The sequence below is a fragment of the Nocardia sp. NPDC058640 genome, assembly GCF_042716995.1.
GTDB lineage: Bacteria > Actinomycetota > Actinomycetes > Mycobacteriales > Mycobacteriaceae > Nocardia.
Map to the genome: position 1 here is coordinate 1 of NZ_JBHXRG010000033.1, position 23,020 is coordinate 23,020.

A 23,020-nucleotide genomic window follows, 5' to 3' on the forward strand; every position below is an offset into this window, starting at 1 on the left:
TATTGGTTTTTGTTTTGTTCGGGGGGGGGGCGGGTCACCACCAAATTTTCGTTGGGGGGGTGGGTGGGGGGGGGGGGGGGGGGGGGGTTGGCGCCGCCGCCCCCCCACCCCCCGCCGCGGTGATCCGTTAAGCGACCTGCAGCTCTACGACGTCACCGGAGACCAGCCCGTAGGAGGCCAACGTCTGGGAGCTTTCCAGCTCGACGCTGCCGTCCTTGATCAACAGTCGCTGCTGTTGCACCGGAATCCCGGTCTCCGTCTCGAGCGCCGCGGAGAGGTCCTTCACCGTGGCGGCGGCGTCGAGGCTGACCTCCACGGGCCCGCTCTCGAGAGTGACCACGAGCACGGTGAGGGGGTCGGCGGTGGGGTCGCTGAGTTCCACCGGTGCCTGTCGGCCCGCGGGTGAGCCGGGAACCGCGGCAGGTTCGCCGGGTACTCCGGGCACTGTGTCCTCGCCGGGTACTGCGGGTACGGCAGGTGCCCCCGGCGCGGCAGGCAGTGGCGGTACTTCGGGGACAACCGGAAGCGCCGGCAGCGCAGGCAGTTGCGCCGACGCGGTGACCGGCAGCAACCCGGCGGTGGGAACGGCCATGGCGGCGGCGATGAGTCCGACCGTCATGCCGCGACGTAATCGGGTACTGAGAGGCAGACGTGCGTGGTGCTGAACTCTCATCGTGGTGAATCCTTTCATCGTCCTCGTGGGACGCGTTGGGGAATCGAACCAGGAAATCGAGATGTCACGCTGTGTGCACAAGTGGCGCTGTGTTCTCGCGGGCGTCCCCGCGAATCCAGTGTGCCACCGCACCACGCTGTCGCCGGGCTGCCTGCGCGCACGTGCGCGGTCGGACCGGGTGGGTAGTCGGCTACACCGCGCCGTACCTGCGCGAAGTGAACACTCGAGTGCCTTCCGGCGTGTCGAAGGTGGCGGTGGTCGAGGCGCCGATGATCAGCAGCGTGCGCATGTCGACCTCGTCGGGATCGAGCTCACCCAGGGTGGTCACCCGCACCGATTCGGTCGGCCCGCCCACATCGCGACCCAACACCACCGGCGTGGTCGGCTTCCGGTGTTCGAGCAGCACGTCGCGCATCGCACCGACCTGCCAGCGTCGTTGCGAGGAGGCGGGGTTGTAGATGGCGATGGCCATATCGGCCGCGGCGACCGCCGAAAGACGTTGCGCGACAACCTCCCACGGCTTGAGCCGATCCGACAGCGAGATCATCGCGTAGTCGTGCCCCAGTGGTGCGCCGACCCGACTCGCCACGGCATTGGCGGCGGTCAGCCCCGGAAGCACGCGGACGGGCACGTCCTTGAACTGCGGTTCGGCCGACACTTCGAGGACGGCCGCGGCCATGGCGAACACACCCGGATCGCCCGAGGAGACCACCGCGACGCGAGCGCCGCGCTTGGCCAGGTCCAGGGCCATCGCGGCGCGCTCGGATTCGACCTTGTTGTCGCTGGCGTGCCTGCGCTGACCCGCCCGTTCGGGAACACGGTTGATGTAGGTGGTGTAGCCGACGAGATCCGTCGCCTCGGCGAGCGCCGCGGTGACCTGCGGAGTGGTCCAGTCGGCATCGCCGGGGCCGAGGCCGACAACCACGACTTCGCCTGGCGCGACTACGGATTCGAGGTCGGTGTCGGGCGTGGTAGCTGCCCGGTCGACGGTGTCGCGAGCCGGGATCTGCGTGGTCGGGGTCGGGCCGGGGACGAGCACGATCGAGAAGTACGGCACGTCGGCTTCGTCCACATCCGCCGCGGCGAGCACCCGCTGACGGGTACTGCTCGCGCGCTCGACGTAATATGCATCGCCCAACCGACCGGAATCCGAAAGCGCCTGTCGCACACCGGGAAATGTGCGCCCCAGCTTCATGATGGCGGCCGCCTCGGTGGTCCGCAGCCGCTGCGTCAACTCCTCGACCGGCATGGTGCCCGGCAGCACCGTCAACACCTGCTCACCCTCGACCAGCGGTGTCCCCAGTGCCGCGGAAGCCGCACTGACAGAAGTGATTCCGGGAACGATCTCCGCGTCGAACCGATCGGCCAACCGCCGGTGCATGTGCATATAGGAGGAGTAGAACAGCGGATCACCCGCGGCCAGCAGCGCGACCGTGCGCCCCGCGGCCAGGTGCGCGGCCAACCGTTCAGCGGCCTGCTCGTAGAACTCGTCGATCGCACCCTGATAGCCGCCGGGATGATCGGTGGTCTCCACGGTGACCGGGTAGACCAGGTGTTCCTCGATCTGCCCCGCGCGCAGGTACGGCTGCGCGATGGCGCGCGAGATGCTGCGCCCGTGCTTGGCACTGTGGAACGCGACCACATCGGCTTCGGCGATGAGCCTGGCCGCTTTCACGGTGACCAGTTCCGGATCGCCCGGACCCAGGCCGATACCCCACAGTTTGCCGGTGATCGCACTCACTCCTGTTCGCTCGCAATAGCATTCAGTGCCGACGCGGTGATCGCGCTGCCGCCACGGCGTCCGCGCACGGTGAGATATTCGATCCCGCCGAAGTCGATCAGCGCCTGCTTGGATTCGGCGGCGCCGATGAACCCGACCGGGATGCCGATGATCGCGGCGGGTCGCGGGGCGCCCGCGTCGAGCATGTCGAGCAGGTGGAACAGCGCGGTCGGCGCGTTGCCGATCGCCACCACCGCACCGTCGAGTTGGTCGCGCAACAGTTCCAGCGCCGCCACCGATCGGGTGTTGCCCAGTCGCGCGGCCAGGTCGGGCACGCGCGGGTCGGTGAGATTGCACAGCACCGCGTTGTCGGCGGGCAGCCGCTTGCGGGTCACCCCGGAGGCGACCATGTTCGCATCGCAGATGATCGGCCTGCCCGCGTGCAGTGCGGCGCGCGCGGCGGCGACCACGCCGGGGGAGTAGGCGATGTCGGCGGCCAGGTCGACCTGCCCGCACCCGTGGATCATGCGTACCGCCACCCGCTCGACATCGGCGGGGAAACCGGCGAGATCGGCTTCGGCGCGGATCGTCGCGAACGAGCGCCGATAGATCTCGGCCCCGTCGGTGAGGTAGCTGGCACGCACATCGGACATGCCGACAACCCTAGAACCTGCCCCCGACATGCTGTTCGCCGCGGTCGGCTCCGGCCCGCGAGCTCAGGTGCGCGGGCGTTCCAGAATGCGCGACATCACCAGCGAACTGCGGGTGCGCCCCACGCGCGCGTTCTCCCTGATCCGCTCGACGGTCACCTCGATCTCGGCCATATCGGTGGCCATCACGTGCACGAGCGCATCGGCTTCGCCCGCGATCGTGCACACCCCCACGACCTGCGGAATCGGTTCCAGGGTGCGCCGCAGCTCGGCGGGGGAGATGTTGTCGCGGTAGTAGACCTCGACGTAGGCCTCGGTCGTCCAACCCAGCGCCGCCGGGTTGACCTGCGCGGTGAATCCGGTGATCTGCCCGCTGGCGACCATCTTGTCCACCCGCCGCTTCACCGCGGGCGCGGACAGCCCGACCACCGACCCGATCTCCTGGAACGAGGCGCGGGCGCGCACGAGCAGCTCACCCAGAATGCGTCGATCAATATCGTCCACGTCGCTCCCTTGTCTTGTCGAACAATGATTCTGCATTTCGGGACCAATATGCGCAACGAATCGGTGTTACCTGCGCAACGGAACGGCGATTACGGTCGTGGAAACCGTCCGCGCAGCCACCGGGAGCCCTGTTGACCGCCGTCACTCCACTTCGCGTATCCGCACCCACGCGCGTCGCCTCATTGCGCCGCTACGTGCTGTGCCGCCCCGACCATTTCGAGGTGACCTACGCGATCAACCCGTGGATGGACCCGGCCGCCCCGGTCGACCGGGCGCGGGCGCTGGCCCAGTGGGACGTACTGCGCGCGACCCTGGAAGCCCACGGCCACACGGTGGACACGGTGCCCGGCGAGCCGGGTCTGCCCGACATGGTCTTCGCCGCCAACAGCGGCATCGTGATCGGCGGCCTGGCCATGTCGGCCCGCTTCGCGCACCCCGAACGCGCCGCCGAGGGCCCCGCCTTCCACCAGTGGTTCGCCGCCCGCGAACTGCGCGAACTCGCCCCCGCCACCGAAATCAACGAGGGCGAAGGCGATTTCGCGTTCGCGGGCCAACGGATCCTGGCCGGTGTCGGATTCCGGTGCTCGCTGTCCGCGCACGCGGAGGTCGCACAATACTTCGACCTGCCGGTGATCTCCCTGGAACTGGTCGACCCGCGCTTCTACCACCTCGACACCGCCCTGATGGTCCTGGACGACACCACCATCGCCTACTACCCGGCAGCCTTCAGCCCCGCCGCCCGCGACACCCTCGCCCACCTGTACCCCGACGCGATCCTCGCCGACGACAACGACGCGGTCTCCTTCGGCCTCAACGGCCTCAGCGACGGCCGACACGTCTTCCTCGACCCCGGCGCCACCTCCCTCATCGCGGCATTGCGCGAGCGCGGCTTCACCCCCGTACCCGTCGACGTGTCCGAACTGCGCAAGGGCGGCGGCGGCGTGAAGTGCTGCGTGCTCGAGCTGCACAACCGCCGCGACACGACCGCAGGCTAGCCCGGAAGCGACCCCAGCGCATTCCTAGCTGAATGTGGGTGAGTTACGCGTGCACGTTCGGAGATCATGCACGCGTAACTCGTTGGCGCTCATTCGTATTCGGTGCCACCGTCGCGCAACAGGTACGCGGCGGAGACAATTTTGCCGATCGTCCGGCCACCGAGGATCGGCGACTGCCTTTCGACGGCAGGTCGAACTACCAGCCCCTCACGGATATTGGTGCCCGCTCCGCTGACGGTCTCGGTGCCCTCGGCCAACGCCATCAGCAACTCGGCGTCGTAGGCGCCCTCGTAGAGCACCGGCACGCGCGGCAGGGTGAGGCCGAGATCATCGAGCAGTGCGGTGATCTCGTGATGTCCGAGCCAGCGAACCGGCTGCCCACCCGCGTCCACCGCGATGTCGAACAGGCCGAACCCCAGCGACTCGTCCTGGGCGGCGGAAGCACCGTAGTGCAGGTCCTGCACACCCGCGCCGTACACCTCACCGAACAGCCCGATCCGGTCCGCGCCCAGCGAGGCGGCGAGTTTGCGGGCCGCCTCATCGAGCCCGTGGGCCCGAATGGCACGCCAGTACAGGTTGCCGTCGGCCGCGGTCAGCGACAGCGACCGGCCACCAACCCCCTTGGACGACACCAGAATTCGATCACCCTCCCGCACATGGGTGAGCAGGCAGGCGGTGCCGTGAATCTTCTCCGTGGCCACCACTGGCTCCCCGGCGCTGAAGATATCGGGAAATCGCTTGATGTTCTCGACATCGACCCACCGCAGCAAATCCGGTGCCGACTCGACCTGCCCCGACATCGAAACCGGCACCGGCGGAACCCATTTCACGATCCCCAGCGATTCGGCGAAATCGGTTCCCGCGTCCGCGGCCTCCTCGAGATCCACTCCACGCAGCGTGCTAGGCCTGCACACGATGCCCTGCGAAACCTCACCCCGTAGCCGCACCGCCTTCACCCGATTACACAGCGACCCAGCTAGTTTCCCGGTCAACCCGAGCTCGGCGATCAGCTCCCCGGGCAGCACCGACTGCTCCGGGATATAGACCGCGACATCGCCGGTCACGTACTGCCCCTTGGCGACAACGGCCCGATACAACCCGACCTGCGCCAACTCCAGCCGATCAGCATTCGGATGCGCGACAACCACCAGTCGCTCAGCCGTCACCTGCAATGTAGACATAGGAACCCCCTCGTAGTGAGAACGCAAGACTACGAACGATCCAACAATCCGTCGACCGAGTTTCCAGGCGCGAACAACGATGGAAGGTCAGGGCTTTTCGTTGGAACGTGACCGAATGCGGTCGCGCAGGCCGTCGAAGTACGCGTCGTCGCCAGCGTCCGCAGGGCCCGGCTCGGCACCTGCGAGGAGGATTTTCCGGAGTTGGGTTCGATTCCGCTCACGGTCGATGAGCTCACAGATGTAGTCACTGCACGAGTGGTAGCCACGCCGCGCTACCTGTTCGTCGACGAACGCCTGCATCGAATCCGGTAGTGAAACGCTCAGGGTGGCCATCGGGCAATGTTAGAAAGCTATGACCCACACCGTCAATGGTCGACGCGGTAGCCGTTTGCGGTGGCGACGACGTCGGTGACCGGGCCTTGTGGACGGCCGCAGCGGCGGTCGCAGCCGGACCAGTGTTGGCGGCCTGCCACGGTGACTTCTTCGGCGGGTAGGAGCGCGTCTTCTGTTGGGGCGTCCGGGTATTCGGGCAGGACTCGGTCGGATTCGATGGCGGCGGTGAGGTCGGCGCGGACGTCGGTGAGGGATTTGGCGCAGCCGGGGCGGCCGGCGCAGGCGCTGACCTGCAGCCAGGGGGAGGTGGCGTCGAAGATCAGGCCCATCGGGGCAAGGACCCGTACCACGGTTTCGGCGGGGCCCTCCGCGAGATCGGGGATCACCAGGCTGCGCCACGGGGTGACGAACACGGGCTGTTCGATCGCGGCGAGGAACTCGGTGGTCCTGGCCGACAGGGTGCCCAGCGGAACCCCGGCGCCGAGGGTGACCAGGCCGTTGTCCTGGTCGAGCCAGCCGATCGGAATGTCATGTGCGGCACCGAGTTCCAGCGGCGCTCCGGCGGGAGAGCGGTCCAGTGCCTCGATCACCGATTCGACCCCACCGGGGATTTCGTGCAACCGCCACTGTCCGGTTTCGCCGGTGCCACGCAGGTCGAGGAAGCCGCGCGCCGCGTCGAGCATGACGTCCACCGCCTCGCCCGCGGTGACGCGAAGCCCGGTGTCGGCGCCGGCCAGCAGCAATGCGAACTCGTCGTCGCCGACAGCGTGAATGCCGATGTCGCCGTGCAGCGTGCTCACATCACCGCGACCGTCGTCGAGGGTGAACAGCACCCGCCCCGGCAGATCACCCAGCCGCGGATCGGCCAGCAACCCGGCATCCAACCCGACCGCCAGACCCTGCACGTCGGCGAAACCACCGATGCGCCCCGACAGCGGCGACGCGACAATATTGCGCACCCGCTCATGGGTTTCGCTGGGCAACAACCCCGCCGCACCCAAACGCAAGGCGAGCTCGGACGCGTCCCGCACCTGCCTGACCTGAATGTTTCCGCGCGAGGTCAACTCGAGATTGCCGTTGCCCAGATCGCGGGCAGCATCGGCCAACACCTGCAACTGCGCCGATTCCAGCCGTCCGCCGGGCACGCGAATGCGCGCCAACGGCCCATCGGCGGCCTGATGCAACCGCAGAACCCCTGGGCAAGAATCGGGCGCACTCCTGGTCATGATGGTCCAGCCTACGACCCATCCGACCGCGATAGGTCGGCGGTGAGTCACCCAGCCGGCCGCTACGGCGAGGTCGTGCGGTCCGACGTGACCGGGCCGGGTCGCGTGATGGCGCGGCCGTGCGGCCTGGACTCGCGTCACGGCATCGCCGGACCCGATGTGACCAGGCCGACTCGCGTGACGGCCCGGTTCGCGGGTACTCGCCTAGGGTGAGTGGCGGATCCTTCGCCAGCCCAGCACCGACAGGAGAGTCACCGCATGCTGCGTGAGTTCGTGGACAAGCGTGTCGTTCCCGCCCTCGACCGGGTCGCCCACGCGCAGGCGCCCGTGGTGAACCGGTATGTCGAGTGGTTGAGCACCCGCCACCCCGACGATCCGCCCGTGGAGATCGTGCAGCGCCTGTCGCGCCAGTACCTGTTCGTGGTCACCGCCAGCGGTGTCACCGTGGGGCTCACCGCCGCGGTGCCCGGGGTCGGCACGCTGATCGGCCTGGCCGCGACCGGCGTGGACTCCCTGGTCTTCCTCGAGGCGTCGTCGGTGCTGTCGGTCGGTGCCGCCGCGGCGTACCGACTCGACACCGAGGACCCGCGCCAGGCGAAACTGGTATCGAAGGTCGTGCTCGGCGACGCGGGCACGAAACTGCTCGACGAGACCGCGGGCCACAAGACCGGCAAGTGGCTCACCGTGGTCACCGACCACATTCCCGGCCTGTCGAGCATGCCCGACTCCCCGGCCAAGCGTTTCATCGTCAACTACCTGGTCAAACGCACACTGCTGCTGTTCGGCACGCTCATTCCCGCCGGCATCGGCGCGGTCATCGGCGGCGTCGGCAACCACGCGCTTGGCCAGCTGGTGATCGCCAACGTGTACCGCAACCTGGGCACCGGCTCCCCGGACATGCTGGCCGTGGGCACCGAGGTCCCCGCGACTTGACCTTCGACTCGGTCGAACCCCGAGGATGATTCGGTGCCCGACACCGACCTGATCACCATCGGAGCGTTCGCCCGCGCCTGTGGCCTGAGCGCCAGCGCCCTGCGCTTCTACGCCGACGCGGGCGTCCTCGCCCCCGCCGTCGTCGACGACGTCACCGGCTACCGCTACTACACCCCCGACCAGTCCGACACCGCCCGCCTGATCCGCCACCTACGCGCGGTGGACATGCCGCTGCCGGCGGTCGCGGCCGTGCTCGCCGAACCCGACCCGTCCCGCGCCGCCGAGCTGGTCGACCTCCATCTCGCCGACCTGGACCGCCACCTCACCGAGGTCCGAGCCGCCGCGACCGCCGCCCGCACCGCACTGCGCACCGGTCGTGCCGTGTCCGACAAAGCGCCGATATCGCCCGACGGCTGCGAGGCCGACGCACCAGGCGACCCGATACCCACCACCGACCACACCGTGTGGTTGAGCGGACCGATGCTCGCCGCCGCCATCGACCAAGTCGCCACCGCCACCATCACCGACCCGACCATGCCGGTCCTCGACACAATCCTGTTCGAGACAGCCCGGCACGAGCTGACCCTCACCGCCACAGACCGCTACCGCCTGACCACCAGAACACTGCGCCCCACCCGCGGCGCCGAGACAGCGTGGACCGCCACGATCAATGCCGAAGATCTCCGCACAACAGTCTCCTGGCTGCGCCGCCAACACTCCGTAGCTATCCGACCCACCCCCGAGGGCATCGAATTCACCACGCCCGCTACGGATTCCGAGGTCAACCCGGCCGCCGGGCAACCCAGCATCGATGAAAATGCCCACCGCCACTGCCGCCGTTCAACCGAAAACTTCCCCGACTACCGGGCAATGCTGACCGCACTACCCCCAGTCCGCACCAGAGTCGTGATCGCCCGCACCGACCTGCTCACCGCACTGGAATCCGCAGACACCCCCACCATCACCCTCCACACCCACCCGAGCACCCTGTCCGTCGGCCACCATTCCCTACCCGCCACGGTCACCGGCCCCGCAATGACACTCCACTTCCCGGTCACCACCCTCTACCCAGCCATCGCAGCCGCAGTCGGCCCCGACGTCATGCTCGACCTCATAGCCCCCGACCACCCCGCCCGAGTCCGCTCCGCCGACGAAGGCGCCCTATCCACCCTGGCCATGCCCTGCCAACCCACTCCTTGATCAAGATCACCAGGCTCTGGTGGATTTTCCTTCTCGGGCGATGTTTGCGCCATTGCCTGGTGATCAATCGTCCAGGAGTGGGAACGGCCTGGAAAGTTGTGGGTGGGGTGGGCCCAGTAGCATCGACATGCTCGGCGGGCGTCGAGGAAACCGGTGGAAATCCGGTGCGGTCGCGCCACTGTGAACAGCCAGACCCTCTCCGGCGAGCACCGCTGCACCCCCGATGGGCGCGTAACCCGAGGAAGGTCTCACCCTGTGATCCTGCTGCTGTCCACCTCCGACACCGATCTGCTCAGTGCCCGCGCGAGCGGCGCGCAATACCGGTGGGGCAATCCCGCCCGGCTGCTGGTCGAGGATCTGCCGGAGCTGCTCGACGGCGCGGACCTGGTGATCGTGCGAATCCTGGGCGGCAAGCGCGCCTGGGAAGACGGTCTGGACGCGATCCGCGCGAGCGGGGTGCCGATGGTGGCGCTGGGCGGTGAGATCGCGCCCGACGCGGAGCTGATGGAATGCTCGACCGTGCCGGTCGGTGTCGCCGCCGACGCGCACAACTACCTCGCCGCGGGTGGGTCCGAGAACCTGCTGCAGCTGCACAACTTCCTGTCCGACACCGTGCTGCTCACCGGTCACGGTTTCGAGCCGCCCGCCCAGCTGCCCACCTGGGGCGAACTCGACCGCTCCGCGCGCATCCTCGAACCGCACGCCCCGACCGTCGGCGTGGTCTACTACCGCGCCCAGCACCTGGCGGGCAACACCGCCTACATCGAGGCGCTGTGCAAGGCGATCGAGGCCAAGGGTGCCCGCCCGCTGCCGGTCTACGCGGCCTCGCTGCGCACCGCCGAACCCGAACTGCTCACCCTGCTCGGCCGCGCCGACGCGCTGGTGGTGACCGTGCTCGCCGCCGGTGGCAGCAAGCCGGCGACCGCCTCGGCCGGTGGCGACGACGAAGCCTGGGACGTGGCCGCACTGGCCGCCCTCGACGTGCCGATCCTGCAGGGCCTGTGCCTGACCAGCGGCCGCGCGCAGTGGGAGGTCAACGACGACGGTCTGTCCCCCCTCGATGTCGCCACCCAGGTCGCGGTGCCCGAATTCGACGGCCGCATCATCACAGTTCCGTTCTCGTTCAAGGAGTTCGACGCCGACGGCCTGTCCGCCTACGTCCCCGACCCCGAACGCTGTGCGCGAGTCGCGGGCATCGCGGTGCGTCACGCCCGCCTGCGCCACATCCCGACCGCGGACAAGCGGATCGCGCTCATGCTCTCGGCCTACCCGACCAAACACGCCCGCATCGGCAATGCCGTAGGCCTGGACACGCCCGCCAGCGCCATCCGCCTACTCACCGAAATGCGTGCCGCCGGTTACGATCTCGGCGATATCAACGAGATTCCCGGCTTGGTCGAAGGCGACGGCGACGCGCTGATCCACGCGCTGATCGCCGCGGGCGGTCAGGACCCGGAGTGGTTGAGCGCGGAACAGTTGGAGGGCAACCCGATTCGCATCGGCGCCACCACCTACACCCGCTGGTTCGAATCCCTGCCCGCCGACCTGCGCGAGGCGGTCGTCGAAGCGTGGGGCCCGCCGCCCGGCGAACTGTACGTCGACCGCTCCGCCGACCCCAAGGGTGAAATCGTCATCGCCGCACTGCGTTTCGGCAATGTGGTGCTCATGGTGCAGCCGCCCCGCGGCTTCGGTGAGAACCCCGTCGCGATCTACCACGACCCCGACCTGCCGCCCAGCCACCACTACCTCGCCGCCTACCGCTGGCTGTCCTCGCCCGACGGTTTCGCCGCCGACGCGATGGTGCACCTGGGCAAGCACGGCAACCTGGAATGGTTGCCCGGCAAGACAATCGGCATGTCCGCCTCCTGCGGCACCGACGCCGCACTGGGCGACCTGCCGCTGATCTACCCCTTCCTGGTCAACGACCCCGGCGAGGGCACCCAGGCCAAGCGCCGCGCCCACGCCACCCTGGTCGACCACCTCATCCCGCCGATGGCGCGCGCGGAAACCTACGGCGACATCTCCCGCCTGGAACAGCTGCTCGACGAGCACGCCAACATCTCCGCTCTGGACCCGGCCAAACTGCCCGCCATCCGCCAGCAGATCTGGACCCTGATGCGCGCGGCCAAAATGGACCACGACCTGGGCCTGGCCGAACGCCCCGAAGAAGACGTCTTCGACGACATGCTGCTGCACGTGGACGGCTGGCTGTGCGAGATCAAGGACGTCCAGATCCGCGACGGCCTGCACATCCTCGGCCAGGCACCCGAGGGTGAAACAGAACTCGACCTGGTGCTGGCGATGCTGCGCGCCCGCCAACTGTGGGGCGGCGAACAGAACGTGCCCGGCTTGCGAGAAGCGTTGGGGCTCAGCGAAGCCGGTGACGAATCCCGCGAGCGTGTCGACGTGGTGGAAGGCCGCGCCCGCGAACTGCTGGGTGCGTTGCAGGCGACGGACTGGTCGGTGGACGCGGTCGATCAGCTGGTCGACGACTACGCCACCGCGATTCTCGCTGGGGGAGTAGACGATTCGGCCACGGCCGCAGGTCTTGTGGCGGATCAGGCGGACGCAGCTGCAGATGACGTTGCCGCGAATTCCGCAACTCCCGCGACCCCGGCGGACGCCAGCTCTCCCGCGACAGGCAGCGTCGCCGTGAGCGGCCGTCTGCAAGCCGTGAAAGCCGTATTGCGTTTCGCTGCAACCGAAGTCGTCCCCCGCCTACGCGAAACCAGCATCGAGATCACCCGAATCCTGCACGCCCTCAACGGCGGCTTCATCCCCGCGGGCCCCAGCGGCTCCCCCCTGCGCGGCCTCATCAACGTGCTGCCGACAGGCCGCAACTTCTACTCCGTCGACCCCAAAGCAGTCCCGTCGCGCCTGGCCTGGGAAACCGGCCAGGCGATGGCCGAATCCCTGCTGGCCCGCTACCTGGCCGACCACGGCGAATACCCGAAGTCGGTAGGCCTGTCGGTATGGGGCACCTCCGCCATGCGCACCTCCGGCGACGACATCGCGGAAGTCTTCGCCCTGCTTGGTGTTCGACCCGTGTGGGACGAAGCGAGCCGCCGCGTCACCTCCCTCGAGGTGATCTCCCTCGACGAACTCGCCCGCCCCCGCATCGACGTCACCGTCCGCATCTCCGGCTTTTTCCGCGACGCCTTCCCGCACGTGCTCGCCCTGCTCGACGACGCAGTCCGTCTCGTAGCCGACCTCGACGAGCCCGCCGAGTCGAATTACATTCGCGCACACGCACAATCGGACCTGGCCGAACACGGCGACACCCGCCGCGCCACCACCCGCATCTTCGGCTCCAAGCCCGGCACCTACGGCGCGGGCCTGCTCCAACTCATCGACTCCAAGAGCTGGCGCACCGACGCCGACCTCGCCCAGGTCTACACCACCTGGGGCGGTTACGCCTACGGCCGCGACCTCGACGGCGCCCCCGCCGCCGACGACATGCGCACCGCCTACAAGCGCATCGCCGTGGCCGCCAAGAACACCGACACCCGCGAACACGACATCGCCGACTCCGACGACTACTTCCAGTACCACGGCGGCATGGTCGCCACCGTCCGCGCGCTGACCGGCCGCAACCCCGAGGCCTACATCGGCGACTCCACCCGCCCCGACGCCGTGCGCACCCGCACGCTGTCGGAGGAAACCGCGCGCGTGTTCCGCGCCCGCGTGGTGAACCCGCGCTGGCTCGAGGCGATGCGCCGCCACGGCTACAAGGGCGCGTTCGAAATGGCCGCCACCGTGGACTACCTGTTCGGCTACGACGCCACCACCAACGTGGTCGCGGACTGGATGTACGAAAAGCTGTCGGAGAGTTACGTTTTCGACGACGTGAACCGCAAGTTCATGGAGCAGTCCAACCCGTGGGCCCTGCACGGCATCGCCGAACGCCTCCTGGAAGCCGCCGAGCGCAAGCTGTGGGAGCGCCCGGAACAGGAAACCCTCGATAAGCTGCGCCAGGTCTACCTGGAGACCGAAGGCGAACTCGAGTAGTCCACCGAATTCGCCTGCTCGACCTGGAGCAGAATCCGGTCACGGTAGATCCGCAGCGCCGCGATCACCGCCAAGATCGCGGTGAACAACCCGCAGGCGACGCGCACCGCATGGGCCACCCAGATCTCCTGGACCGTGCTGTGCAACTCGTCGACGGTGTACAACGCGCGATCATCGAACAGGATCGGCCAGCGCGGCCACAGGTACAGCATCGAGAGCAGGAACATTCCCGAGATATACGGCACGATCGACGCGAGCAACCAGCCACGAGCCCGCCTCGTCCACAGGCTGACAGCGACCGCGAGAACCGCGCTCAGCGTCACGAACATCCCCAGTGGGCGCATCACACCGCCGACCGACACCACGGCGGTGAACTCGTCGGCCACCTCCAGTGATGCCGGGATATCGTGAAAGTAGTTCGGATACAGGAAAATCGTCTCAGCGATCATGGTGCACAGCACCAGGGTCGCCGAGACGGCGTAGACGGTCGTGGTCGTGAGTGCGGCGGTGAGTTTTCGCAAGGCGTACTCCTGTTCGGGTCTGTCATCGACGCTATGCCACCGTCGCCCCCGAGACATCCGGCGTCAGCCCTGAACTCAGGTCAGGGAATCCACCCAGGCGCTGCCCGTCGTCGCAGCAGCCCCGGAAACCGCGAGCGAGAAGTTCGGCCCGCTTGCCGCAAAACTGCAACACGTTCTAGTGTGAGGCATGGTGTGCCGCCGCGATCGCGCCCGGTACCCACGAAGAAGAAAGGGGCACGATGAGTACCTCCCCTGGCTATTTCACGCACGCCGACGGCGTCTACACGCCCATGCGGTACGCGCTGAGTCTGTGGGCGCCCAGCACGCTGTCCGGGCCGCCCGTGTGCGGGCTGATGGCGCGCGAAGTGGAAGCGGGCTACTGCACCGACGGGTTCGCCCCGGCACGGTTCACCGTCGACCTGCACCGTCCGGTCCCCGCAACCCCACTGACGATCACCAGCGAACTCGTGCGCGACGGCAACCGCGTCCGCTCGGTGACCACCACCGCGCTGGCCAACGAACGCAGACAGATCCGCGGCGATGTCATCGACAAACTGTCCGAATCGTTCGCGGTCAAACAGCCGCAAGCCCAGTGAACGCCATCGCCACGGTCGCCCCGCACAGCACCGCCCCGACGGTCGTGGTGGTCAACAGATAACCCAGCGCGATTGCCCGCGCCACCGGCAACAACCACAACACCACCGCGGGCACCAGCAGCACCGCCAGCGTCGACCCCCAACTGACCCAATACGACACAGCGATCGGCTCGATCTTCGCGAACGAAACAGTCCGCGGCATCGGCACCTGCCACGCGTTCTGCACCGCGAAAGTCGCTGGCACCAAAACGAATACAGCCACGAACAACCCCGCCGCCACACCCCACCCCGACCGCCACCTGACCTGCCCCGCCACCGCTACACCCACACCCGCACCTTCCCACGCCGTCACCGCCGAGCCCTACTTTGCCTCAGGGAGCGTCGGCGCGCTGGGAAGGCGTGCGCGGTGAGTGTTCGCTACGCGGAAATCAGCGTGACGATGAGTTCGTCGGCGATCGACTCCGCCTTCACCATGCCCGAACCCAGATACAGGGTCGCCGCGCGCGGGCGGCCGTCGGCCAGCGGCACCACCGAAACCGCGTCGACGCGACGGCCCGCGAGCTCGTCGTAGGGCGCTTCGTCGGTGACGTCGAAAGCGGTGTACTTGCCCGAGTTGGCGACGTATTCGATGTTGACCGGGTCCACCAGCGGCTCGAACGGATCCCGCCACGGCGACCCGCCGATGCGCAGTTCCGCGCCGTCGACACCGGCATCGAACAGCAGCGTCGACCCGTCGTGGAAGGTGAATTCGATCGGGCCTTCGGTGCGGTCGATCTCGTCGCCCAGGACATAGAACATCCGGCGGACGGCGACGATAGTCCCGTCGACCGCGGCATTGAGCGCCGTGCGGCCGTGCTCGTCGGTGTCGGACATAGGGTTTCCTCTACAGCGGTCGATGCCGGGCGGATGAAACATCATGTCGCCGCGCGCCCACCGCACGCAACTCCGCCCGGCGTGTTCGCGCCGCGCACACCACTCGTACAGTGAATTCATGGTGGACGACACCACCGGGGCGGTGGAACGCGCGGCGCGGCTGCTGGCCGGGCGCCGCGTCGTGGTGCTGTCCGGTGCCGGCTGCAGCACCGACAGCGGCATCCCCGATTACCGCGGTGCCGATTCGCCACCGCGCACCCCGATGACGTACCAGCAATTCGTCGGCGACCCGGTTTTCCGGCAGCGGTATTGGGCCCGCAATCACCTGGGCTGGCGCCGCATGGACGCCGCCCGCCCCAACCCCGGCCACCGCGCCGTCGCGCACCTCGAGCGCGCGGGTGCGGTGTCGGGCGTGATCACCCAGAACGTCGACCTGTTGCATACCAAGGCCGGCGCCCGCAAGGTGATCGATCTGCACGGCACCTATGCGCGAGTACGTTGCCTGCACTGCACCACCATGATTTCCCGGATGACCCTGGCACACCGTCTCGAAATCGCGAATCCTGGTTTTCTGGAAGATGTTTCGGCCACCGGTATCGAAGTAGCGCCCGATGCCGACGCGGTCGTGACAGATACCGGACAATTCCGGATGGTCGACTGCGAATCGTGCGGGGGAATGCTCAAACCCGACATCGTGTATTTCGGCGAGAATGTGCCACCCGACCGGGTCGAAGCCAGTTTCGCCATGGTCGATGACGCCGACGCGTTACTGGTGGCCGGGTCTTCGCTGACCGTGATGTCAGGCTTGCGTTTCGTGCGCAGAGCAGCGAAAAACGGTGTACCAGTGGTGATTCTGAATCGAGGACGCACCCGCGGCGACGAACTGGCCACTCTGCGAATCGACGCGGGCTGCTCGGAAACTCTGTGCGCGCTGGCAACGGAATTGACCGGCTCGCAACCGGCGTCCGCACGCGCGGATTCGGGTCGTTTCATAACGAAATGAACGGTAACTTGATCCCTCGGTGACGGCGGCGGATTCGACGTGGGTAAGCTCTGCGCACCAGTGCATGAAGAGTTCCACCCGCGGCGCAAAGTTTTCCTCGCAGCGGGGTTGTCGGCCCTGCAGCGGGTCGAATGATCGACCCCCACTTGCCAGCCGATCAGAACCAGGGCTTCTCCATGACCGATACCGTCGTTGCCGAATCACGCCTCACGCACCGCCAGACACTCACGATCCTGTCCGGCCTGCTACTGGGGGTGTTCCTAGCCGCGCTCGACCAGAACATCGTCAGCGTCGCGATCGTGCGGATCGCGAACAGTCTCGACGGGTTCGACGAACAGGCATGGGCGACAACGGCATACCTGATCACCGCCACCGTTGCCACCCCCCTGTACGGCAAACTCGCAGACATCTACGGGCGAAAACCGTTCTACCTGCTGGCGATAGCGCTGTTCGTGATCGGTTCCGCGGCCTGCTGTTTCGCCACCACCATGTACCAACTCGCGGGCTGCCGTGCATTCCAGGGCTTGGGCGCGGGCGGTCTGATGTCGTTGGCGTTCACCATCGTCGGTGACATCGTGCCCGCCCGCGAAAGGGTCCGCTACCAGGGCTATTTCCTGATGGTGTTCGGCATCGCGACAGTGCTGGGCCCGGTCGTGGGCGGCTTCCTGTCCGACTACGAGAGCCTGGGCGGCATCGAAGGCTGGCGCTGGGTATTCCTGGTGAACGTGCCCGTCGGGGTGCTGGCGTTCGTGGTCGTGGCGAAAGTGCTGAACGTGCAGCACCCGCGCCAACGCAGCCGCATCGACTGGCTCGGTGCGATCACCCTGGTCGTGGGTGTGGTGCCGCTGCTGATCGTGGCCGAGCAGGGGCGCGTGTGGGGGTGGACCGACTCGAAATCGCTGCTGTGCTACGGCATTTCGGCCGGCGGCCTGCTGCTGTTCGTACTGGTCGAATTCCTGATGAAGGACTCGGCGCTGATCCCGCTGCGACTGTTCCGCAGCTCCACCTTCAGCCTCGCGATCCTGGGTGGCTTCCTCGTCGGCGTCGCGATGTTCGGCGCGATCACCATGGTGCCGCAGTATCTGCAGGTCGTGCGCGGATTCTCGCCGACCCAAGCGGGCCTGCTGATGTTGCCGCTGGTGCTGGGCATCATGGTCGGCGCGCAAGTATCCGGGCTGATCACCAAAGCCACCGGCCACTACAAAGTGCTCCCCGTCCTCGGCGCCCTCATCCTGGCGATCGGCTGCGCCCTGTTCGCCCGCATCACCTACAACGGACCGCTCTGGCAGCCCCTCGCGTTCAGCGCGATCATGGGTTTCGGCCTCGGCGGGTGCATGCAGACGCTGATCATCGCCGCCCAGAACGCCGTGCGCCGCACCGAAATGGGCGTATCGACCGCCGCGGCGACCTTCTTCCGTCAACTCGGTGGCACCCTCGGCGTCGCGGTGTTCCTCACGGTGCTGTTCGACCAACTGCCCGGTTCGATCCTGGCAGCCTTCGGCGGCACCCTGCCACCCGGTTTCGACGCCGCCCGACTCGCGGACCTGCAGAGCGACACCAGCGGCATCGCCGCCCTGCCCGACGAGCTGCGCATCCCCATCCTCGAAGGCTTCACCGACTCGATGCACAGCGTGTTCCTGCTCGCCGCCGACCTCGCGATCGTGGCCTGCATCGTGCTCGTGTTCATGAAAGAGATTCCGCTGCAAGATGATCCGGCCCCCGAGGAACCCGCCGACACCACCTTGCTGCGCGATGTGAGCCTGCACGACGCCCACGAAATGGGCGGCCGACTGCGCCCCGCCGCCACCGGCCGCGTCATCGCGGGCCTGCTCCGCCGCGACGACGACCGCCCCGTCCCCGCCGCCACCCTCACCCTCATCGACCAACACGGACACCAGGTAGCGCGCGGCAACGGCGACGCCGACGGCGCCTACGTCATCGAAGCGCCCCGCCCGGGCAACTACGTCCTCATCGCCGCCGCCGCAGGCCACCAACCCGAAGCGGTGAGCGTGTCGATCGGCGAACGCGCCCAACACGTGGACCTGATGCTGATCGGCGCGGGCGAACTCACCGGCGTCGTCCGCTCGGCCCGCCGCGGCGACCCACTCTGGGGAGCGACGGTCACGCTGACCGACCCCCGAGGCGAAGTAGTCGGTGCGGCGATCACCGGCGAGGACGGCACGTACGTGTGCCGCGACGTGGTCAGCGGCACCTACACACTGGTCGCGGTCGCCGACCACATGCGACCATCGGCCGTCGCGCTGACCGTGCCGGAAACGGGCTCGCTGGTCCGCGACATCGACCTCGAACCGATGGCGATCCTGCTCGGTTCGGCCTGGGTGGACGGCGACAAACCCGTCCCCGACGTGCAGATCACCGTCCTCGATTCCGGCGGCGACCCCGCCGCGACCGCCCTGACCGACGACAAGGGCCGCTACTTGGTCCCCGACCTGCCCGAAGGCGAGTACACGATCGTCGCGCGCGGCTACCCACCGGTCGCGAGCCAGGTGTCTGTGACCCGCGGCGAGATCACCCACGACGTGACATTGGGATACGAGAACGAGGAGTCGATGAATCGGCGGTGAGGTCCGACTACGTCGCGATCGATCCGCGGCACCCGCCGCCGCCCTGAACGAGCAGATCGCGCTGGTGGTCAGGCGGACTCGGCGACCTGTTCGGCGCGGTAGGACTCGGCCAGTTCGGCCAGCGGGATCGACAGGGCCTCGGCCAGTCCGACCACAGTGCCGAAGGCGGGGGAGGGCATCCGTCCCGATTCGATTTTGCGCAGGGTTTCGGGGGAAATACCTGCTTGCAGGGCCACCTCGGTGAGGCCGCGGTCGCCGCGGGCCGTGCGCAGGCGGCGGCCGAGGCGGCGGCCTGCTTCGACCTGTGCGGGGCTGAGCGGGAGGCGGACCATGCTTGCGATGGTAGGTCGTCGCGGAGGGGTTCGCCAATGTCTGTGCTGGTCCGATGCCGGGAAGGTTCGGGGATATCGGGTTTCGCTTCGCGGGGGCGGTTGCGGTGGTAGGTGTCAGGGGAGGTTTATCGAGGTTCGAGAGGTATGGATATGTCGCGACGGTTCGAGGGCAAGGTCGTTTTCATCACGGGGGCGGCCCGTGGGCAGGGCAGGGCCGAGGCGGTGCGATTCGCCGAGGAAGGTGCGAACGTGATCGCGATCGACGCGTGCGCGGAGTTCGCCAGCACCTCGTACGCGGGCGCGACGGAGGACGATCTGGCCGAGACCGTGAAGCTGGTCGAGGCGGCCGGTGGCAAGATCGCCGCGAGCAAGGTCGATGTGCGTGATTTCGAGGCGCTGTCGGCCGCGTTGACGGCGGGGATCGAGCAGTTCGGACGCCTGGATGTGGTGGTGGCCAACGCGGGGATCTGTTCGGCGGCGATGTCGTGGGAGATCACCGCGCAGCAGTGGCAGGAAACCATCGACGTGAACCTGACCGGCGTGTTCCACACCGCGAAAGCCGCTGTGCCGCACCTGATCGAGCAGGGCGAAGGTGGTGCGATGGTGTTCACCAGTTCGGTCGCGGGCATCAAAGGCATTCCGTTCACCGCTCACTACGTCGCGACCAAACACGCGGTCACCGGCTTGGCCAAAACCATGGCCAATGAGCTGGGTGGGCACCGGATTCGGGTCAACACTGTGCATCCGGCGGGCGTGGAGACCGGGATGCAGGTGGCCGAGATGATGCCGCTGTTCGAGGAATACGGCACCACCCTGGCGCCGATCTTCATGAACGCGCTGCCCAGCTACATCTGCCAGCCGGAGGAGATCGCGGCGACCGTGGCGTGGCTGTGCTCGGACGAGGCGGGTCAGATCACCGGTGCGCAGATCCCCATCGACATGGGCAACCTCAACCGCTGAGATTGGTATTTTTATACCACCGCGCCTACGCTCGGTATGAAAATACCGAGTGGAGGCGTGATGGTGGAATTGAAGTCACCCGCGGAGATCGAACGGATGCGGGTCACCGGCCGGTTCGTCGCCGATGTGCTGGCCGGCGTGCGTGCGCTGGCGGACGTCGGGGTGAATCTGCTGGAGCTGGAAGCGTATGTGCGGGAACGGATTCGCGAACGGGGGGCGGCGTCCTGCTACTGGGACTACTCGCCCTCGTTCGGTCGCGGACCGTTCCGCAACACGGTCTGCCTGGCGGTGAATGATGCTGTACTGCACGGACTTCCGCACGACTATGTCCTGCGCGATGGCGATCTGCTGACCGCCGACCTGGCCGTGTCGATCGACGGCTGGGTCGCCGACTCGGCGATCTCGTTCAGCGTCGGCACGCCGGTGCCCGCGGATCAACGCCTGGTGCGCGCCACCGAGGAAGCCCTGTCCGCCGGAATCGCTGCCGCACAACCCGGCAACCACATCGGCGACATCTCCGCCGCCATCGCGAAAGTCGCACGCGCATACGGATATCCGGTCAACACCGAATTCGGCGGACACGGTCTCGGACGCACCATGCACGAGGACCCGCACATCGCCAACGACGGCCGCCCCGGCCGCGGATTCCGGCTACGCCCCGGACTCACCGTCGCTATCGAACCGTGGTTCGCCGCAACCACTGCCCAGGTGTACACCGACGACGACGGCTGGACCATCCGCTCCGCCGATGGTTCCCGCTGCGCGCACAGCGAGCACACCATCGCCGTCACTGCCGACGGCCCGACGATTCTCACCCTGCGAAACTGACCGGTCGCCTTGCTCGACCTGCGAATACTGTGTTCCCGCAACCTGATTCGAATTCCGCCGATCCAGTGATATGTCACATAGCCATGCCGCATCATTGGTTCATCGGGCTGATCTCGGGGTAGGTCGGATCAGCAAGTCGGAGGGAAAATCCATGAACTTCAAGCAGTTGTTGGCTGCCTGCGTGCTCACGATCGCAGCGACCGGCATCACCGCCGTCACCGCCAACGGTGCCCCGTTGAGCGGGCCGTCGGTGGCGGGCATCGACGGTGCCGTGGCATACAACGCCGCGGTGGCGCACGACGGTTCGGAGGCGACCGTCGAACTCACCGCGGGCACATTCGAACTCACGCCGGACGCCGGTGTCGCCGTCCTGGCACCCAACGGCCAGCGCATCGGCTACATCCCCACCACCGTGGCGACCGTAGCCGGTCCCGCCATCAGCGTGATCCCGCAGCTCGACGCCGCGGCCACCACCCTCACCCTCACCCCCGTCGGCGCACCGATCGCGAACCCCGCGGCCCTGCAGAACATCGACCAGACCGGCAACATCGTCGCAGGCATCGCCATCGGCTGCGTGGTCGGCGCCCTGATCGGCCTGATCTTCCTGTTCGTCAGCGCCATCCCCGGCTGCATCATCGGGGCGGTGATCGGCGGCATCATCGGCTCCAACCAGTAGTTCCGAACCCGTTGTGGTGGGCGTGAATTCGCGCCCACCACAACGGTTCGACTGAACCGGAAACGTTGCGGGGGAGGCAGCGTTCCGGTTCTTGTGCTGTTCGCGAAGCGGCACACCGGCCTCGACGATGTCGCTATGGTCGAACTCTGAGTTCGGCATCGCAACCAGCCCGATAGACCGACTAGGAGACCGACTGTGAAACTGCTCGTCACCGGCGGCGCCGGCTACATCGGCGGCGTCACCGCGCACCAGCTCGTCACCGCGGGCCACGAAGTCCACGTGCTCGACAACCTCGCCACCGGCTTTCGCGAAAACGTCCCCGCCGAGGCGACCTTTCACCAGATGTCGGTGCATGATGTCGCCGAAATCCTCACCGCGGAAGCGGGATTCGACGGCGTGCTGCACTTCGCCGCGTCGATCGAGGTCGCGGAATCCGTGCAGAATCCGGACAAGTACTGGCACAACAACATCGAGGGAACCCTGGCGCTGCTGCGTGCGATCCGTGCAGTGCGTATGCCGCGACTGATCTTCTCCAGCACCGGCAGCATGTACACCGGCGACGGCACCACCGCCTTCGACGAAACAGCCGAGGTGCGGCCCAAGAACCCGTACGCGGCGACCAAAGCCGCCATCGACCAGATGATCGCCGGCGAGTGCGGGGCATCGACCACGCTGGGCGCGGCATCGCTGCGCTACTTCAACGCCTCGGGCGCGGTGCTGACCAGCGACGGCGTCCACCTCGGCGAACGCCACGACCCCGAGTCACACCTGATCCCGATCCTGCTCCAGGCCGCCACCGGCGAGCGCCCCCGTTTCACCCTCTTCGGCACCGACTACCCCACCCCCGACGGCACCTGCATCCGCGACTACGTCCACGTCGCCGACCTCGCCGCCGCCCACCTGCTCGCGCTCGACGCGGTGCGACCGGGCCGGCACGAGATCTTCAACCTGGGCAACGGTCGAGGATTCTCCAACCGAGAAGTGATCGACACCGTGCGCGAGGTGACCGGCTCGGACTTCCCCGTAGACATCGAAGCCCGACGCCCCGGCGACCCCGCAGCGTGCGTCGCGTCGTCGGCCAAAGCGCACGAACAGCTCGGATGGGTCCCGCAGAAGACTGAACTGTCCGAAATCATCGGCGACGCTTGGCGATTCCACCGCTCGATGCTCGCACCCGCTGTGCCGTAAGGGTTTCACTCGCGGCCACGAGCGTCGCCTGAACC

Annotated in this window: 23 protein-coding genes; 12 read left to right on the top strand and 11 right to left on the bottom strand. The window is 67.5% G+C overall.

Annotation, left to right across the window (positions count from 1 at the left end):
• Window positions 1-127: 127 nt before the first annotated feature.
• The 4 genes from ACFWU5_RS24885 to ACFWU5_RS24900 all read right to left on the bottom strand — a co-directional run bounded on the left by ACFWU5_RS24885 (window position 128) and on the right by ACFWU5_RS24900 (window position 3,547).
• Window positions 128-673, bottom strand: coding sequence for a ubiquitin-like domain-containing protein (locus ACFWU5_RS24885; protein ID WP_379269156.1), 546 nt, complete (start codon window positions 671-673; stop codon window positions 128-130).
• 190 nt (window positions 674-863) lie between these two features.
• Complete coding sequence (cobJ, locus tag ACFWU5_RS24890) at window positions 864-2,405, bottom strand: precorrin-3B C(17)-methyltransferase (RefSeq protein WP_379269204.1); 1,542 nt, start codon at window positions 2,403-2,405, stop codon at window positions 864-866.
• A gap of 5 nt (window positions 2,406-2,410) precedes the next feature.
• A complete protein-coding gene (locus ACFWU5_RS24895) occupies window positions 2,411-3,046 on the bottom strand; it encodes a precorrin-8X methylmutase (RefSeq protein ID WP_379243180.1) in 636 nt (211 codons plus the stop codon).
• Window positions 3,047-3,109: 63 nt separating this feature from the next.
• Window positions 3,110-3,547 (bottom strand): Lrp/AsnC family transcriptional regulator, encoded by a 438-nt coding sequence (locus ACFWU5_RS24900; protein WP_379269158.1) that lies wholly within the window; start codon window positions 3,545-3,547, stop codon window positions 3,110-3,112.
• Window positions 3,548-3,678: 131 nt separating this feature from the next.
• Between ACFWU5_RS24900 and ddaH the strand changes: the two genes are divergently transcribed.
• Window positions 3,679-4,542, top strand: a complete 864-nt coding sequence (gene ddaH, locus ACFWU5_RS24905; protein WP_379269160.1) for a dimethylargininase — start codon at window positions 3,679-3,681, stop codon at window positions 4,540-4,542.
• A gap of 89 nt (window positions 4,543-4,631) precedes the next feature.
• Here ddaH and ACFWU5_RS24910 read toward each other — a convergent pair whose 3' ends face one another.
• From ACFWU5_RS24910 to cobG, 3 genes are all read right to left on the bottom strand, one after another.
• Window positions 4,632-5,723, bottom strand: coding sequence for an RNA ligase (ATP) (locus ACFWU5_RS24910; protein ID WP_379269162.1), 1,092 nt, complete (start codon window positions 5,721-5,723; stop codon window positions 4,632-4,634).
• 87 nt (window positions 5,724-5,810) lie between these two features.
• Window positions 5,811-6,056, bottom strand: coding sequence for a type II toxin-antitoxin system ParD family antitoxin (locus ACFWU5_RS24915; protein ID WP_379269163.1), 246 nt, complete (start codon window positions 6,054-6,056; stop codon window positions 5,811-5,813).
• A 32-nt stretch (window positions 6,057-6,088) separates the two neighbouring features.
• Window positions 6,089-7,282, bottom strand: coding sequence for a precorrin-3B synthase (cobG, locus tag ACFWU5_RS24920; RefSeq protein WP_379269165.1), 1,194 nt, complete (start codon window positions 7,280-7,282; stop codon window positions 6,089-6,091).
• Window positions 7,283-7,324: 42 nt separating this feature from the next.
• On the opposite strand from cobG, the gene ACFWU5_RS24925 reads away from it, so the two are divergent.
• The 4 genes from ACFWU5_RS24925 (at window position 7,325) to cobN (ending at window position 13,423) form a co-directional block, all read left to right on the top strand.
• Window positions 7,325-7,495 (top strand): hypothetical protein, encoded by a 171-nt coding sequence (locus ACFWU5_RS24925; RefSeq protein WP_379269167.1) that lies wholly within the window; start codon window positions 7,325-7,327, stop codon window positions 7,493-7,495.
• A 45-nt stretch (window positions 7,496-7,540) separates the two neighbouring features.
• Window positions 7,541-8,215: a hypothetical protein gene (locus ACFWU5_RS24930; protein WP_379243168.1), complete on the top strand. Its 675-nt coding sequence runs from the start codon at window positions 7,541-7,543 to the stop codon at window positions 8,213-8,215.
• A 33-nt stretch (window positions 8,216-8,248) separates the two neighbouring features.
• Window positions 8,249-9,415 (top strand): MerR family transcriptional regulator, encoded by a 1,167-nt coding sequence (locus ACFWU5_RS24935; RefSeq protein WP_379269169.1) that lies wholly within the window; start codon window positions 8,249-8,251, stop codon window positions 9,413-9,415.
• A 255-nt stretch (window positions 9,416-9,670) separates the two neighbouring features.
• The gene (gene cobN / locus ACFWU5_RS24940) at window positions 9,671-13,423 is read left to right on the top strand and encodes a cobaltochelatase subunit CobN (RefSeq protein WP_379269170.1); all 3,753 of its coding nucleotides are present in this window, start codon (window positions 9,671-9,673) and stop codon (window positions 13,421-13,423) included.
• Here the strand turns inward: cobN and ACFWU5_RS24945 are convergent.
• A complete protein-coding gene (locus ACFWU5_RS24945) occupies window positions 13,393-13,944 on the bottom strand; it encodes a hypothetical protein (RefSeq protein ID WP_379269172.1) in 552 nt (183 codons plus the stop codon). The genes cobN and ACFWU5_RS24945 overlap by 31 nt on opposite strands.
• A gap of 239 nt (window positions 13,945-14,183) precedes the next feature.
• On the opposite strand from ACFWU5_RS24945, the gene ACFWU5_RS24950 reads away from it, so the two are divergent.
• Window positions 14,184-14,540: an acyl-CoA thioesterase domain-containing protein gene (locus tag ACFWU5_RS24950; RefSeq protein ID WP_379269174.1), complete on the top strand. Its 357-nt coding sequence runs from the start codon at window positions 14,184-14,186 to the stop codon at window positions 14,538-14,540.
• On the opposite strand, the gene ACFWU5_RS24955 is transcribed toward ACFWU5_RS24950, so the two are convergent.
• Together ACFWU5_RS24955 and ACFWU5_RS24960 are read right to left on the bottom strand one after the other, a co-directional pair.
• Complete coding sequence (locus tag ACFWU5_RS24955; RefSeq protein ID WP_379269175.1) at window positions 14,518-14,868, bottom strand: hypothetical protein; 351 nt, start codon at window positions 14,866-14,868, stop codon at window positions 14,518-14,520. The genes ACFWU5_RS24950 and ACFWU5_RS24955 overlap by 23 nt on opposite strands.
• An 89-nt stretch (window positions 14,869-14,957) precedes the next feature.
• Window positions 14,958-15,413, bottom strand: a complete 456-nt coding sequence (locus ACFWU5_RS24960) for a hypothetical protein (RefSeq protein WP_379243158.1) — start codon at window positions 15,411-15,413, stop codon at window positions 14,958-14,960.
• Window positions 15,414-15,531: 118 nt separating this feature from the next.
• On the opposite strand from ACFWU5_RS24960, the gene ACFWU5_RS24965 reads away from it, so the two are divergent.
• Window positions 15,532-16,416 carry an NAD-dependent protein deacetylase gene (locus ACFWU5_RS24965; protein WP_379243157.1) on the top strand — a complete coding sequence of 295 codons (885 nt, stop codon included), beginning with the start codon at window positions 15,532-15,534 and terminating at the stop codon, window positions 16,414-16,416.
• Window positions 16,417-16,592: 176 nt separating this feature from the next.
• Entirely contained in the window at window positions 16,593-19,001 is a 2,409-nt protein-coding gene (locus ACFWU5_RS24970) for an MFS transporter (RefSeq protein WP_379269177.1), read from the top strand.
• 68 nt (window positions 19,002-19,069) lie between these two features.
• On the opposite strand, the gene ACFWU5_RS24975 is transcribed toward ACFWU5_RS24970, so the two are convergent.
• Window positions 19,070-19,333 carry a helix-turn-helix domain-containing protein gene (locus ACFWU5_RS24975; protein ID WP_379269179.1) on the bottom strand — a complete coding sequence of 88 codons (264 nt, stop codon included), beginning with the start codon at window positions 19,331-19,333 and terminating at the stop codon, window positions 19,070-19,072.
• Window positions 19,334-19,477: 144 nt separating this feature from the next.
• On the opposite strand from ACFWU5_RS24975, the gene ACFWU5_RS24980 reads away from it, so the two are divergent.
• The 4 genes from ACFWU5_RS24980 to galE all read left to right on the top strand — a co-directional run bounded on the left by ACFWU5_RS24980 (window position 19,478) and on the right by galE (window position 22,985).
• On the top strand, window positions 19,478-20,293 hold the full coding sequence (locus ACFWU5_RS24980) for a mycofactocin-coupled SDR family oxidoreductase (protein WP_379243150.1): 816 nt from the start codon (window positions 19,478-19,480) through the stop codon (window positions 20,291-20,293).
• Between the two features lie 60 nt (window positions 20,294-20,353).
• Window positions 20,354-21,121, top strand: a complete 768-nt coding sequence (gene map / locus ACFWU5_RS24985) for a type I methionyl aminopeptidase (protein WP_379269181.1) — start codon at window positions 20,354-20,356, stop codon at window positions 21,119-21,121.
• A gap of 151 nt (window positions 21,122-21,272) precedes the next feature.
• Window positions 21,273-21,797 (top strand): hypothetical protein, encoded by a 525-nt coding sequence (locus ACFWU5_RS24990; protein WP_379243146.1) that lies wholly within the window; start codon window positions 21,273-21,275, stop codon window positions 21,795-21,797.
• Between the two features lie 195 nt (window positions 21,798-21,992).
• Window positions 21,993-22,985, top strand: a complete 993-nt coding sequence (galE, locus tag ACFWU5_RS24995) for a UDP-glucose 4-epimerase GalE (protein WP_379243144.1) — start codon at window positions 21,993-21,995, stop codon at window positions 22,983-22,985.
• Window positions 22,986-23,020 lie beyond the last annotated feature (35 nt).